A 13,594-nucleotide genomic window follows, 5' to 3' on the forward strand; every position below is an offset into this window, starting at 1 on the left:
ACAAAGGGGTCTAGCTTCCTTGGCGCTGCTGCCGTGACCGAGGAGGTGCCCATGTACTTACGAGGTGTGAGCGCAAGGAGACGCGGCTGGGCGGCCACGCTGACCGCCTCGGTCGTCGCCGCCGGGCTGATATCCGGGCCTGCCGCGCAAGCGCGCCCGCTGCCGGACGGGCCGCTGACAACGATGTCGATCACCTCGCCGCCGGGTGGCTCGGGGCCTCAGGTGCTGATCTTCTACGGTTCCGCTGCCGGTGGGGAGGAGTCGCCGGTCGTGAACGCCGGGATCGAGTCGATCGAGAGGATCGGGCTGTCCGGCCCTGCGGGGCAGCGGTTCGCGGTGGAGGCCACCGACGACGCGTCCGTCTTCACCGACGGGTCCCGGCTGAGCGGTTTCAACACCGTGGTCTTCCTCACCGGCGGCGGCGATGTCCTCGACCCCGAGCAGGAGGCGGGTCTTGAGGCCTATATGGAGGCGGGCGGCGGTTTCGTCGGCGTCCATGACGCGGCCCGCGCCGAGCCGTACTCGGACTGGTTCACGGGCCTGATCGGCGCCCGCCCGGCCGCGTCGAGTCCCACCTCCGTGCAGCGGGCGACGGTCGAGGTGGGCGACCGACGGCATCCGGCGACCACGGATCTGCCGGTGCAGTGGAAGCGGCCCGACAAGTGGCTCAACTGGGTGAAGAACCCGTCGGGTGCCGTGCACACCGTGGCGCGGGTGCGCGAGTCGACGTACCAGCCGGGTGCGAGTGCCAACGGCTGGGATCATCCGGTGAGTTGGTGCCGTGACTACGACGGCGGCCGCTCCTTCTACACGGCGATGGGCGGCACGGCCTCCGCGTACGACGAGACCGACTTCCGTACGCATCTGCGCGGCGCCCTCCTGTGGACGTCCCGGCTCGCCCGGGCGGACTGCAAGGCGACGATCGACGCCAACTACAAGGCGGAGCGGCTCACCCAGCCCAACCAGCCGGGTCAGAACGACCAGATCGGCGAGCCGCACGGGCTGGTCACCGCGCCCGACGGGCGGATCCTCTACATCGGCCGGGGCGGCGCCGACTCGTCCCAGCCCGTGGTCACCGACTGGAACAACCCGGACATCGGCAAGGGCAAGGGCGAGGTCCACGTCTACGACCCGAGGACGAAGAAGGTCACCCTCGCGGGCGCGCTGACCGTCTTCGGCAACAAGGGCGGCGGCGACGAGCTGATCAAAGTCGAAGAGGGCCTGCTCGGAATCGAGTTGGACCCGGGCTTCCAGCAGAACGGCTGGGTGTATCTGCACTACACACCCCACTCGCGGATCGACCGGGACACCCGGATGGCCGAGCGGCGCGTCTCCCGCTTCACGCTCGACCTCGCGAGCAACAAGCTGGACCTGAGCAGCGAGAAGGTGCTGCTGAAGTGGCCGGTGCAGATCCACAGCTGCTGTCACGCGGGCGGCGGGATGACCTGGGACTCCCGAGGCAACCTGTACATCGCGACGGGGGACAACAACTCCAGCCGCTTCAGCGACGGTTACTCCGGCAACAACCCCGAGCCCAACTACAAGGGCGTCTCGTTCGCCGACGCGCGACGCACCGCCGGCAACACGAACAACCTCAACGGCAAGATCCTGCGCATCCACCCGGAGCCCGACGGTACGTACACACTGCCCGAGGGCAACCTCTTCACCGGCAAGGAGACCGCCGAGGGCGGCGGCAGGACCCGGGGCGAGATCTATGTGATGGGGGTCAGGAACCCGGCCCGGATCTTCGTCGACCAGCAGACGGACGTCCTGTACGCGGGCTGGGTCGGCCCGGACGCCTCGGCGCCGTCCACGACCTGGGGCCCGGCGAAGTACGACACGTTCGCCGCCATCACCGAGGCGGGCAACCGGGGTTGGCCGTACTGCATGGGCAACGAGCAGCCCTATCGTGACCGCAATCTGCCGGACCCGTCGAAGCCGCTGGGCTGGTACGACTGCGACCACCCGAAGAACGAGTCGCCGAACAACGACGGGCTGGTCAACCTGCCGCCGGTGACCGGCAACAACATCTGGTACTCACCGCAGGGCGGCGCCCCCGACTTCCCGCGCGACGCGAACGGCATCCCCTCGTACAAGAACGAGGAGGCCAAGTATCTGCTGCCATGGCTGAAGGGCGGCGGGCAGGCCGCGATGAACGGGCCGGTGTACCGGTACGACCCCTCGGTCACCGGCTCCGGCCAGTGGCCGGCCTACTGGGACGGCAAGTGGTTCGTCGGCGACTTCTACGACGCCGACCAGCCTCGCCACGCCGTACTCACCGACCCGAAGACCCAGGGCAGCGGAGGGATCCCGATCCACGCCGAGTCGCTGAAGAAGATCGTGCCGGTCGGCAACGACGGCATCAGAAACCTCATGGACTGGAAGTTCGGCCCCGACGGCGCGCTGTACGTCCTCGACTACGGGCGCGGCTTCTTCACCTCGGACGCCAAGTCCGCGCTGTGGAGGGTCACTTACACCGGCGGCGGTCCGACTCCGGCCGCCGATCAGCTGGTGAGGGGAGCGACAACGAAATGACGAGACGTCAGAAATCTTATTGGACCGCCCTGTTGGCGTCCCTGCTGATGCTGCTGGGTCTGACGTCGACGCCTGCCGTGTCGCAGTCCTCGTCGCAGTCGTCGTCGCAGTCGTCCGAGAAGGCCGCCGCGGCCCAGGTGCTCACCTGGACCGCGGGCGACGACATCACCAAGTACACGACCGCCCCGCTGACCGCGGTGGCGGGTCCGACGACGATCGTCTTCGAGAACAGCGCGGCGACCGGCAACACCATGGGAATGCCGCACACGCTGACGTTCGACGTCTCCGACCCCGAGTACAACAACGACGTGCCGCTCAACATCCTCGCCAACCCGAACGACGACCAGGGCGGCCGGCACACCGCCGAGGTCACGCTCACCCCGGGCCGGTACCGCTTCCACTGCACGATCCCCGGGCACGGCCAGATGCAGGGCATTTTCGTGGTGACCGAGGGCACCGGTGAGGACACGACCGCGCCGGAGACCTCGGCTTCGGTGAGCGGAACGCGGAACTCGCAGGGGGCGTACGTCGGTTCGGCGACCGTGTCGGTGAACGCGACCGACGTCGGCGGCTCCGGTGTGGAGCGGATCGAGTACGCGCTCGACGACACCGGCGCCTGGCTGTCGTACACCACGCCCGTCGTGGTCGACCGGGTCGGCACCCACAAGGTCCGCTACCGGGCGAGCGACAAGGCCGGGAACACGGCGGCGGAGAAGAGCGTCGAGTTCGCGGTGGTCGCGCCGCCGACGGACGACACGACGGCGCCTGAGACGTCCGCGACGGTCGACGGCGAGCGGAACCCCCAGGGCGAGTACCTCACCATGGCGACCGTGACCGTCTCCGCGTCGGACACCGGCTCGGGGGTCAACACCATCGAGTACGCGCTCGGCGACTCGGGCGCGTGGCAGGCGTACACCGGTCCCGTGATGGTGCACGAGGTGGGCACGCACAAGGTGCGCTACCGGGCCACGGACAGGGCGGGGAACGTGTCGGCCGTGCGCAGCGCGCAGTTCACGGTCGTGGCTCCGCCGACCGCGGACACGACGCCGCCCGTGACCGGGGTGACCGTCGAGGGCGACCGGAACTCCGCCGGGGCCTACCTCAGGAGCGCGAAGGTGACCGTCAGCGCGACGGACCCGGGCGGCTCGGGTGTCGCCACGATCGAGTACTCGCTCGACGGCGGCCCCTATCTCGCCCACACCGCCCCGGTGGTGGTGGACCGCGCGGGCACGCACACGGTGGCGTACCGGGCGAGCGACAAGGCGGGGAACACGGCGGCGGCACGGTCGGTGAGCTTCACCGTCGTGGCGGGCGGCGGGGTTCCGGCGCCCAACTGCGCCGAGTACGACGAGCGGTTGACGGTGTTCGTGGGGACGGTCAACACGGGCGTGCCGAACCGGGTCACGAACAACCGGTGCCGGATCAACGAGTTGGTCGAGGACGAGAAGGCGTGGACGTCCCACGCGCTGTTCCTGAAGCACGTGAAGACCGTCATGGACGGGCTGTTCAGGCAAGGGGTCGTCGACGAGCGCGAGTACGACGCCGTGGGGGCGGCGGCCGAGGAGTCCGGTATCGGCAGACCTGGCGGGACGGAGGGGTATCGGAAGATCCTCGACGGTACGGCCGCGTCGTTCGCCAAGTGGCAGCAGGTGGGCGGCGGTTCGTTCGGCCTCAACGCCGACGGGTCGATCACGTCCGGTACGACGAAGGCCGGGCTCGGCATGCTGTGGTTCCCGGAGCGGAAGTACGGCGACTTCTCGCTGCGGCTCCAGTGGCGTGACGACGCGCCCGGCACGTCGAACGCCAACTCCGGGGTGTTCGTGCGGTTCCCGTGGGTCCACGACCACCCGGAGGAGTCCCGTCCGGAGTGGGTCGCCATCAAGTACGGCCACGAGGTGCAGGTCCTCGACCGGCCCGACGGCGACATGTACAAAACGGGCTCGGTCTACGGCTTCGACCGGGTGGGGCTCGCCGGTGCGGGCGTCACACAGAAGGGCACCTGGAACGACTACGAGATCCGCGTGGTCGACCAGCACTACTCGGTGTACCGCAACGGCGTGCTGATCAACGAGTTCGACAACACCGGCGGACAGGACTTCACCCCGCCCCGCTCGGACGACCCGGGCACGGACGGGCGGCGGTTCGCCTCCGGCTACGTCGGGCTCCAAGTGCACGGCACGACGGATGTGGTGTCGTACCGGGACATCCGGATCAAGGAGCTGTAGGGGGGCGGTCGCGGCTCGGCCCGTTGTCAGTGGCGTGCGGCATGCTGTGATCAGTGGCAGCCGTACGCCGCTGCTGTGCGGACCCGGCGGAGCGTCACGTCTTTCTCGCCCTGCTCGGCTGCACCCGCTTCGGCTCGCCCGGCATCTTCGGGTACTCCGGCGGATACGGCAGGTCGCCGAGGCCGTGGTCGTGTTCGTCGCGGGCGGCGAGTTCCAGCAGGGCCTCCAGGGAGAACGCGTGGTCGTCCATGTCGGCGTGGACGTCGCCGAGTTCGGCGAAGCGCGTCGGCATGGTCGCCAGGTCGAAGTCCTGGGGCTCGGCCTCGTCGACCTCGTCCCAGGCGAGGGGGGCCGAGACGGGGGCGTACGGGCGGGGTCGTACGGAGTAGGCGGAGGCGATGGTGCGGTCGCGGGCGGTCTGGTTGAAATCGACGAAGATCTTCTCGCCCCGCTCCTCCTTCCACCACGCCGTCGTGACCTGGTCCGGCATGCGGCGTTCCAGTTCGCGGGCGACGGCGATGGCCGCCCGGCGCACCTGGGTGAAGGTCCAGTCGGGCCGGATGGGCACGAAGACGTGCAGGCCACGGCCGCCGGAGGTCTTGGGCCAGCCGCGCAGGCCACCGTACTCGTGCAGGACTTCGCGGAGCTCGTGCGCGGCGCGCACCGCGTCGGCGTAGTCCGTGCCGGGCTGTGGGTCGAGGTCGATGCGGAGTTCGTCGGGGCTGTCGACGTCGTCGCGGCGGACCGGCCACGGGTGGAACGTGAGCGTGCCGAACTGGGCGGCCCACAGCACGGCCGCCTCCTCCGTCGGGCACATCTCGTCGGCGCTGCGGCCGCTGGGGAAGGTGATGTGGGCGGTGGGGATCCAGTCGGGCATGTTCTTGGGCGCCCGCTTCTGGAAGAAGGACTCGCCGGTCACACCGTCCGGGTACCGCTCCAGGGTGGTGGGCCGGTTGCGCAGGGCGCGCAGGATGCCGGGACCGACGGCGATGTAGTAGCGGGCCAGGTCCAGCTTGGTGAAGCCGCGCTCCGGAAAGAAGAGCTTGTCGGGGCTGGACAGCCGTACCGTCCGCCCTGCCGCGTCCAGCTCCACCGCGTCAGCCATACGAGCCACGGTAGGCGGGCAGGACGAAAAGCGCACACCAGGCAAATCGTTCAACCAGCCCGCAGAATCGAGGCATGGATCTGCCGGTGATGCCGCCCGTGAAGCCGATGCTCGCCAAGTCCGTGGCGAAGATCCCGCCGGGCATGCACTACGAGGCGAAGTGGGACGGGTTCCGGGCGATCGTGTTCCGTGACGGGGACCAGGTGGAGATCGGCAGCCGGACCGGCAAGACGCTGACCAGGTACTTTCCCGAGCTGGCGGAGGCCTTGCGGGAGCGGTTGCCGAACCGCTGCGTGATGGACGGCGAGGTCGTGATCGTCCGGGAGGGGCGGCTGGACTTCGACGCGCTCACCGAGCGCATCCACCCGGCGGACTCCCGCGTCCGCATGCTGGCGGAGACGACGCCGGCGTCGTTCGTCGCCTTCGATCTGCTCGCCCTGGGCGACGAGTCACTGCTGAACTTCCCGCTCACCGACCGGCGCGCGCTGCTGGAGGTGGCCCTGTCCGAGGTCACGGCCCCCGTGCATCTGGCACCCGCGACCCGGGACCGTGAGCTGGCCGAGCGGTGGTTCGAGCAGTACGAGGGCGCGGGGCTGGACGGGGTCATCGCCAAGCCGCTCACACTGCTCTACCGGCAGGACGAGCGAGCCATGTTCAAGATCAAGCACGAGCGCACGGCGGATGTGGTGGTCGCCGGGTACCGCCTCCACAAGAGCGGGCCCATCGTCGGCTCGCTGCTGCTCGGGCTGTACGACGACGGGGGCACCCTCCAGCACGTGGGTGTGTGCGCCGCGTTTCCCATGAGGCGGCGGGCGGAGCTGGTGGAGGAGCTGGAGCCGCTGCGGCTGGAGGACGTCGGGGAGCACCCCTGGGCGGCCTGGTCCGACGAGGCCGCGCACGAGACGGCACGGCTGCCGGGGGCGCCGAGCCGCTGGTCGTCGAAGAAGGACTTCTCCTGGGTGCCGCTCAGGCCCGAGTGGGTCGCGGAGGTGGCGTACGACCATATGGAGAACGGCGTCCGCTTCCGTCACACGGCACGCTTCCGCCGCTGGCGCCCGGACCGCGACGCCGAGAGCTGCACCTACGCCCAACTGGAGGAGCCGGTGAGCTATGACCTGGCGGAGATCCTCGGGCGACCACAGGGCTGACCGGGCACGATCCCAGGAGCGTGCTCCGACCGGCTCGGCGGGAACGCGCACAATCAGAAAAAAACGGGTATGGCCACCCGCGAACATATAAGCGCACAATCGAAGACAGTATGGACGGGATGGCCACGGTGACCATGGGACTGAGGGCGCGACGGATGCGACGCGGCGGGATGGCGGGGGCGCTGCTCGCCGCCGTGACGGCGGGCGCCCTGATGGCGGGTTGCACCGTGAACGGCGACGGCGACGACGGGCGCGGCAGTGAGCGCCCGCAGGAGCACGGGGACGGCCAGGCCAGCGAGGGCCCGACCGGTTCCGTACTCGCCGTGAAGATCGACAACGTGGGTGCGGCCCGGCCGCAGACGGGACTGGACGCGGCGGATGTCGTCTACGCCGAGCAGGTCGAGGGCGGGCTGAGCCGGCTGATGGCGGTGTACGCGACGAAGCTGCCGGAGGTGGTCGGGCCGGTGCGCAGCGCGCGGGAGTCCGACCTGGAGCTGCTGCGCCAGTTCGACGAGCCGACGCTGGCCTTCTCGGGCGCGCAGAGCAAGCTGCTGCCGCTGATCGACAAGGCGCCGCTGAAGGCGCAGACGCCCGAGGACGCCGACGGCGCGTACTACCGGGGCACCGACAAGGCCGCGCCGCACAACCTGTATCTGCGTCCCGAGCGGCTGATCGGCTCCGCGCCGGGCGAGGACGCGCTGACGACCGGCTTCCACTACGGCGCGGTGCCCACGGGCGGCAGCGCGGAGGACTCGCGCACGGTCCGCTATCCGGCGGCCCGCTTCACCTTCACCTGGTCCGAGGACCGGGATCGCTGGCTGGTGTCCATGGACGGGACGCCGACGGTCACCACGGACGGCACCCGGGTGGGCGCGGCGACCGTGGTCGTGCAGTACGTGACCATCCGGAAGTCCCAGTTCCGCGACTTCCTGGGCAACAACACGCCGTACACGCAGACCGTGGGATCGGGCCGGGCCGAAGTCCTGCGCGACGGGCGGTCGTTCGACGCGGAATGGAAGCGGAGCGACGCGGCCGACGGGACCGAGTTCACAACGGCGGACGGGAAGCCGATGAACTTCGCGAAGGGGCAGGTGTGGGTGCTGTACGCCAAGGCCTGATGGCGGCCTCCCCGACGCGCGCGCCGGGCCGACCCGGGCGCCGTGCGGGGCGTGACGCCGTGCCCGCCGCCCCGGTCCGGGTACCGTCCGGGGCGCACCGCCGTACGCGTTGACCCTGTGCCGCTATCGCCCGGGTCTTTACGCCCTGTCCAGCGCCCCGGCCCCGCTACCGTCGGGGCGCAGCGCCGTGCCCGCTGCCCCGGTCCCGCTACCGCTACCGCTACGCCCGGGGCGCATCGCCGTGCCCGGCGAACCTGCCCCACTACCGCAACCGGGTCTCACCGCCGCGCCCACCAACCCGGTCCTACCAACCGTCGGGGCTCGCCCACGCGCCAGCCAACCCGGTCCTACCAACCGTCGGGTCTCGCCTGCGCGCCCGCCCACCCGGCCGCACTACCGCCCGCGTCCCGCCCACGCGCCCGCCAACCCGGCCCCGCTATCTCCTCGGTCCCGCCACCGCGTAGGCCGTGGTGCCGGCGGCCGCGAGGAGCAGGGCCGTCCACGTGCCCGTCGGTGTGCCGGGCGGCAGCAGCGGCCAGGTTGCGACCTGGGCCGGCAGTCCGGTCGGGGGCGGGGCGAAGAGCGCGAGTGACAGCCAGGCGATCGGTGGCGTCCACGCGTACGGCGTCCCGCACACCGCCGCGCCCAGGGCGACGAGCCCCGCCAGCCCGGCGCTGTCCCGGACGAGGAACGCGGTGGTGGCCAGAGCCTCGCCCGGCGTCTGCACCGCCAGGAACACCGAGGCGACGACCGCGCCGATGAGCAGCGCATGGGCCGCCCTGCGGGGCAGCCAGCGGATCGCGGCCGTCCGGTCCAGCGCGAGGTCCTGCCCGCCGAGGCCGATCGAGGCCGCCGTCACCCCCGCGGTGAGGGCGAGCACGGGCAGGCGCGGATCAACCGGTCCCCCGCCGCCGTCCCGGGCGAGGGCCCACACCGCCACCGCGCTGATCACCACCGCGGCGAGCGAGGCGGGCACCTGCCGTGAGCGGGCGTACAGCGTCAGCCATCTCATCGGGACGTACCGCCGTTCAGATTGTCGAGCGGGTCGCCCTGGCAGGAGACCGCGGCGGTGTGCATCGCCCTGATCCGTTCGAGCTGTTCGGCCCGGGGCAGCGTCTTCAGTTCCTTCCACACCGGGGCGGCCAAGGCTGTCTGGTCACGTGACCGGTGGAGGGTGCCGTCGAGCGGCCTGAGGTCCCCGAGGACCAGGCCCGCCGCGACGCCCTGCGCGGCGATCTCGCCGAGCGTGCCGCTCTCGTTCTCGCTGCGGGCGGAGCAGGTCGGCGCCAGCCCCTGGCCGAGCAGGGCCCGGGTCAGCTCCTCGCCCTTCGCCGAGGCGATCGCCCCGTCGCCGAAGTCGATGAACACGGCCGTGCGGGACCGTTCCGGTGTGTCGCCGATCGCCCGTGGAGCGGTGGTCTCCCGGAGCGAGTCCGGCGCCTGATCGCCCAGGGTCTGTTTCAGCAGGTTCAGCGCCTTCCTGCCGGGGGCCGCGAGGTCGGCGAGTCGCCCCTGGTGCGCCCTGGTCACACACACCGGGCCGTCGCACACCAGCGCTGCCGCGGCCTCGTCGACGACGTACGTCCGGCGCGGGTCGGCGGGGAGGACGAGCAGGGCGACCGCCGCGCCCACCAGAATCGGCGTCAGGGCGAGCAGCCGGGCGCGCGGTGTCGCGGCGATCAGGAGGGCGAGGCCCGTCGCGGCCATGCCGAGCAGCCAGACCGTCTGCCCGAGGTGCACGGAGGTGGAGAACGTGAGGAACACGTCACGTACCTCTGCCCCCACCGGTGACAGCAGCGAGAGCTGGTTCGGCACCGAGGCCGTCGGCACCGACCAGTCCGTCGACTGCCGCACGACGTTGATGAACACGAAGGCGGCCACGACCAGCGCGGGCGGGGTGAGCGAGGACGGCAGCGCCCGCCCGAGCCCCATGCCCAGCACGGCTCCCGCGACGAGGGCGAGTGCCGCCACCAGGGAGATCGGCAGCCATCCGAGGTGCGTGTACGCGGTGTCGGCGAGCACCTCGACCGAGCACAGGAGGACGAGGAGCGCGAAGGCCGAGGTGAGCATGATCGCCGTGGCGCCGACGAGCGTGCCCGCGCGGTGCCGTGCGGGCCGTGGCGTGCTCGTCAGCAGCTCCGGCATCTTCGAGCGGTGGTCGCGCAGCCCCTGGAGGGCCCCGAGCCCCATGGCGAGCGGCCACAGGAAGACCAACAGGAAGCGGGTCCACAGGGCCATGGACGTCCACTGGGTCGTCCACAGCGCGGTGCCTCTCCACCACGGCCCGCTCAACAGGTACAGGAACGCCGGCCCGGTGGCCAGGACCATGACGCCGGCCCACGGGGCGACGGAGCGCCTCAGCTCGATGCGCAGGACACGGACGTTCACCAGGTGCCGCTTCCCTGCTCGGGGCCCTGCAGCAGCGCGGAGTAGCCGCGCTCCAGCGGGCTGTCGCCGACGTGCTCGGGGCCGCCCGCCGCGGCCAGTTCGTCCGGGGTGCCCTGGAAGACCAGGCGGCCCTCGGCGAAGAGCACCACGTCGGTGCAGGCGGCGGCGACGTCCTCCACCAGGTGGGTGGAGACGACCACGCAGGTGTCCTTGCCCAGCTCCTGCAGCAGCTCGCGGAAGCGCAGCCGCTGCGCCGGGTCCAGGCCGACCGTCGGCTCGTCGAGGAGCAGGATCGCCGGGTCGTTGACGATGGCCTGGGCGATCCCGACCCGTCGCACCATGCCGCCCGACAGGGCCTTCATCCGCTCGTCGGCCCGGTCCGCCAGCCCGACCCGCTCCACGGCACGCTGCACCGCCCCCGGGATGTCCGCCTTGGGCACCTCCTTCAGCCAGGCCATGTACTCGACGAACTCGCGCACCGTGAAGCGCCTGTAGTAGCCGAACTCCTGCGGCAGATAGCCGATCCGGCGGCGCAGCGCCCGGTGCCCGCCCATGCCGCCCACGGACTCGCCGAGCAGTTCCAGGGTTCCCTCGGCGGGGCGCAGCACGGTGGCCAGCGCACGGATGAGGGTGGTCTTGCCCGCCCCGTTGGGGCCGAGGAGGCCGTGTACGCCGGTGCCCAGCGACAGGTCGAGCCCGTCGACGGCCATCCGCTTCCGGCCCACCCGGACCTTCAGCCCGGTGGCCCGGATCTCCCAGGCGTAGGCCGTCGGCGCGATGTCGGCCGCGCTCACCGCGGATCTCATGTGGTGTTCCTTTCCGATGGTCATCGATGGGCTCCCAGCACGGAGTACGCGCCCCTGCGGGCGATCACGACAGCGATGCCGAGCACGAGGATCAGCCCCCACACGGGCAGACCGTCCGTCTGCAAAGCCGAGGTCGTACGGCTGGTGGCCACGGTCGGCGCCACGACCACGGCCGCCCACACGGCCACCAACCCGACGGCGGCACGGGTCACCCCGATGACACCGCCGAGCGCGAGGGTCGTCGAGGTGAAGGCCAGACAGGGCAGCAGCCACTGGGCGACCATCACGCCCGTCGCCCATCCGCCGGCCAGCAGCGCGGCAACGACCACGGCGAGCACGGCCGCCGTGCGCCGCAGCACCAGCTGGAGCCCGGCCCTGGGCACCGAGGCCGTCAGCTCGTACGCCGGGTCGAGGCCGCGCGACCACGAGGCCGCGACGCCGAGCACGGGCAGGACCGGCGCGAGCAGCAGCACCAGCGACACGTCGCCGGAACCGGAACCGAAGTCGAAGTCGAAGCCGGAGCCCGGCCCCGCCAGGTCGAGCAGCAGCGCCACCAGCGTCACGGCCCCGACCATGGCCAGCCACGGCGCCATCGCGGGCGTCAGCCACGTGGACAGCCGGGCCGACCAGTGCCGTCGGCGCGGCATGGGGGCGGTGGCGGCCAGCTGGGGTCCGAGGTCGGACCACACGGTGTCGACCAGTGCCGCCACGGCGGGCGCCTGTGCCTCGACCGCGGTCGCCAGGCGGTCCCGGCACAGCCGGCACGCCTCCAGATGGTCCTCCAGGGCCCACACCTCGTCGGCGGCGACGTCCATGTCGCCGCGCGCATAAGCATCGATGATCCGCGTCGACGCGTGTTCCACGCTCATGCCAGCGCCCTCCGCATCGCGATCCGGGCCCGGCGGGCACGGGACTTGACCGTGCCCTCGGGCACGCCGAGCAGGACCGAGGTCTCCCGGACGGACAGCCCGTCGAGCACCATGGCCTGCAGTACCTGTCTGAGTTCCGGCGCGAGGCGCCGCAGCGCGTCCCCGACGTCACCGCCGACGGTCGCCGCGAGCGCCTCCTCCTCGGCGGCGGGCACCACGGCCCGCGGGGCGGCCGCGGGCGGCGGCTCAGCGTGGTGGGCCCGGCGCCGGAACGCGTCGACGAGACGGCGCGCCGCGATCGTCCACAGCCAGCCGACGGCCGACCCGCCGACCGCGGCCCCGGCGAACGCGCCCGCCGCGCGCCACACCGCCAGATACGTCTCCTGCATCACCTCGGCGACGATCTGCTCGTCCGCGCAGCGGCGGCGCAGCCGCACCGCCAGCCACGGCGACGTACGTCGGTACAGCTCCTCGAACGCGGCGCGGTCGCCTCTGGCCACCAGCCGGACGAGACGCTCCTCGTCCTGCTCGTGCACCGTTGCCCTCACTGATCTCACGCCTGCTAGACGGCGGGCCCGGACGACAGGTTTTCCCTACGGTGTGATCCCCGTCACAGCCGAGCCGCCACACTCCCTGACCCGCCGACACCGCCCGACAGGCCTACGCCGCGGCGCCGCGAAGCCCCGCCCGCCGAACAACCCCTAGGGCGCGTTTCGAACGTCCCGTCTGCCCCGGGCGGACGGGACGTTCGAAACACGCCCTAGCGCTGCGCGCCCAACGGCTCCGGAGGGTTCCGCAGCCCCTCCGCCGCGTCGGCGACCCGGCGGATGAGGTCGAAGAAGAGCGCCTGTTCCTCGGCGGACAGCGGCGCCAGGAACAGCTGGTTCATCCGGGCCGTCCGCACGGTCAGCTTCCGGTGCGTACGGACCCCTTCGTCGGTGAGCCGCAGCAGAAACCGGCGGCCGTCCTGCGGATCGCGGACCTTGTCGAGCAGACCGCGGCGGCCGAGCCTGCTGATGACCTCGGACATGGTGGAGCGGTCGAGGCCGACCCGCTCCCCCACCGTGCGCTGGTCCAGGCCCGGCTCGTCGACGAGCGTGTTGAGGACCGCGAACTGCGGCGAGGTGATCTCCTCGGAGACCATCACGTTCCACAGCAGGTAATGCGCCTGCTGCAGTCGCCGGGCCAGGTGCCCGGGGTGGGCGGAGAGGTCCACCGCTGCCATGTGTGCTCCTCGGCTCGGCCGGGCCGACCGGAGTCGGTGATTCGTTGGTGTACTGAACAATACTCAAAGAAGCTTTTACCTGTCTCCGGCGCCGGAGACACGACTGACCTCAGGCTTCTCCCAGGTCTTGACGTCGAACCCCTGGAGTGGCAGCGTGAAGGAAACTTCACCGAAA

The 13,594-nt window shown here is 71.4% G+C and carries 11 protein-coding genes; 4 read left to right on the forward strand and 7 right to left on the reverse strand.

Annotated features, from left to right (window positions below; translation table 11 throughout):
* The first annotated feature begins 51 nt into the window (after window positions 1–51).
* Both SGFS_RS13175 and SGFS_RS13180 read left to right on the forward strand, forming a co-directional pair.
* Window positions 52–2,535, forward strand: coding sequence for a ThuA domain-containing protein (locus tag SGFS_RS13175; protein WP_286250131.1), 2,484 nt, complete (start codon window positions 52–54; stop codon window positions 2,533–2,535).
* Window positions 2,532–4,760 carry an OmpL47-type beta-barrel domain-containing protein gene (locus tag SGFS_RS13180; protein WP_286250133.1) on the forward strand — a complete coding sequence of 743 codons (2,229 nt, stop codon included), beginning with the start codon at window positions 2,532–2,534 and terminating at the stop codon, window positions 4,758–4,760. Before SGFS_RS13175 ends, SGFS_RS13180 begins: the two co-directional genes overlap by 4 nt.
* Before the next feature lie 94 nt (window positions 4,761–4,854).
* Here SGFS_RS13180 and ligD read toward each other — a convergent pair whose 3' ends face one another.
* The gene (ligD, locus tag SGFS_RS13185; RefSeq protein WP_286250134.1) at window positions 4,855–5,865 is read right to left on the reverse strand and encodes a non-homologous end-joining DNA ligase; all 1,011 of its coding nucleotides are present in this window, start codon (window positions 5,863–5,865) and stop codon (window positions 4,855–4,857) included.
* A gap of 74 nt (window positions 5,866–5,939) precedes the next feature.
* On the opposite strand from ligD, the gene SGFS_RS13190 reads away from it, so the two are divergent.
* Together SGFS_RS13190 and SGFS_RS13195 are read left to right on the forward strand one after the other, a co-directional pair.
* Window positions 5,940–7,013: an ATP-dependent DNA ligase gene (locus tag SGFS_RS13190; protein WP_286250135.1), complete on the forward strand. Its 1,074-nt coding sequence runs from the start codon at window positions 5,940–5,942 to the stop codon at window positions 7,011–7,013.
* A 110-nt stretch (window positions 7,014–7,123) separates the two neighbouring features.
* Window positions 7,124–8,131 carry a DUF3048 domain-containing protein gene (locus SGFS_RS13195; protein WP_434026949.1) on the forward strand — a complete coding sequence of 336 codons (1,008 nt, stop codon included), beginning with the start codon at window positions 7,124–7,126 and terminating at the stop codon, window positions 8,129–8,131.
* A 436-nt stretch (window positions 8,132–8,567) separates the two neighbouring features.
* Here SGFS_RS13195 and SGFS_RS13200 read toward each other — a convergent pair whose 3' ends face one another.
* From SGFS_RS13200 to SGFS_RS13225, 6 genes are all read right to left on the reverse strand, one after another.
* Complete coding sequence (locus SGFS_RS13200; protein ID WP_286250137.1) at window positions 8,568–9,143, reverse strand: hypothetical protein; 576 nt, start codon at window positions 9,141–9,143, stop codon at window positions 8,568–8,570.
* Window positions 9,140–10,519 carry a hypothetical protein gene (locus tag SGFS_RS13205; protein WP_286250138.1) on the reverse strand — a complete coding sequence of 460 codons (1,380 nt, stop codon included), beginning with the start codon at window positions 10,517–10,519 and terminating at the stop codon, window positions 9,140–9,142. Before SGFS_RS13205 ends, SGFS_RS13200 begins: the two co-directional genes overlap by 4 nt.
* The gene (locus SGFS_RS13210; RefSeq protein ID WP_286250139.1) at window positions 10,516–11,349 is read right to left on the reverse strand and encodes an ABC transporter ATP-binding protein; all 834 of its coding nucleotides are present in this window, start codon (window positions 11,347–11,349) and stop codon (window positions 10,516–10,518) included. Before SGFS_RS13210 ends, SGFS_RS13205 begins: the two co-directional genes overlap by 4 nt.
* Window positions 11,346–12,194: a zf-HC2 domain-containing protein gene (locus tag SGFS_RS13215; protein WP_286250140.1), complete on the reverse strand. Its 849-nt coding sequence runs from the start codon at window positions 12,192–12,194 to the stop codon at window positions 11,346–11,348. Before SGFS_RS13215 ends, SGFS_RS13210 begins: the two co-directional genes overlap by 4 nt.
* The gene (locus SGFS_RS13220) at window positions 12,191–12,730 is read right to left on the reverse strand and encodes an RNA polymerase sigma factor (RefSeq protein ID WP_434026953.1); all 540 of its coding nucleotides are present in this window, start codon (window positions 12,728–12,730) and stop codon (window positions 12,191–12,193) included. Before SGFS_RS13220 ends, SGFS_RS13215 begins: the two co-directional genes overlap by 4 nt.
* Window positions 12,731–12,954: 224 nt before the next feature.
* Window positions 12,955–13,419: a MarR family winged helix-turn-helix transcriptional regulator gene (locus tag SGFS_RS13225; protein WP_286250141.1), complete on the reverse strand. Its 465-nt coding sequence runs from the start codon at window positions 13,417–13,419 to the stop codon at window positions 12,955–12,957.
* Window positions 13,420–13,594 lie beyond the last annotated feature (175 nt).

Source organism: Streptomyces graminofaciens (assembly GCF_030294945.1).
Lineage (GTDB): Bacteria > Actinomycetota > Actinomycetes > Streptomycetales > Streptomycetaceae > Streptomyces > Streptomyces graminofaciens.

Excerpts from the sequence above, each read along its gene's own strand:
- SGFS_RS13200 (WP_286250137.1), bottom strand. The coding sequence starts at position 9,143 with ATGAGATGGCTGACGCTGTACGCCCGCTCACGGCAGGTGCCCGCCTCG.
- SGFS_RS13215 (WP_286250140.1), bottom strand. The coding sequence starts at position 12,194 with ATGAGCGTGGAACACGCGTCGACGCGGATCATCGATGCTTATGCGCGC.
- SGFS_RS13210 (WP_286250139.1), bottom strand. The coding sequence starts at position 11,349 with ATGACCATCGGAAAGGAACACCACATGAGATCCGCGGTGAGCGCGGCC.
- SGFS_RS13175 (WP_286250131.1), top strand. The coding sequence starts at position 52 with ATGTACTTACGAGGTGTGAGCGCAAGGAGACGCGGCTGGGCGGCCACG.
- SGFS_RS13225 (WP_286250141.1), bottom strand. The coding sequence starts at position 13,419 with ATGGCAGCGGTGGACCTCTCCGCCCACCCCGGGCACCTGGCCCGGCGA.
- ligD (WP_286250134.1), bottom strand. The coding sequence starts at position 5,865 with ATGGCTGACGCGGTGGAGCTGGACGCGGCAGGGCGGACGGTACGGCTG.
- SGFS_RS13195 (WP_434026949.1), top strand. The coding sequence starts at position 7,124 with ATGGACGGGATGGCCACGGTGACCATGGGACTGAGGGCGCGACGGATG.
- SGFS_RS13190 (WP_286250135.1), top strand. The coding sequence starts at position 5,940 with ATGGATCTGCCGGTGATGCCGCCCGTGAAGCCGATGCTCGCCAAGTCC.
- SGFS_RS13180 (WP_286250133.1), top strand. The coding sequence starts at position 2,532 with ATGACGAGACGTCAGAAATCTTATTGGACCGCCCTGTTGGCGTCCCTG.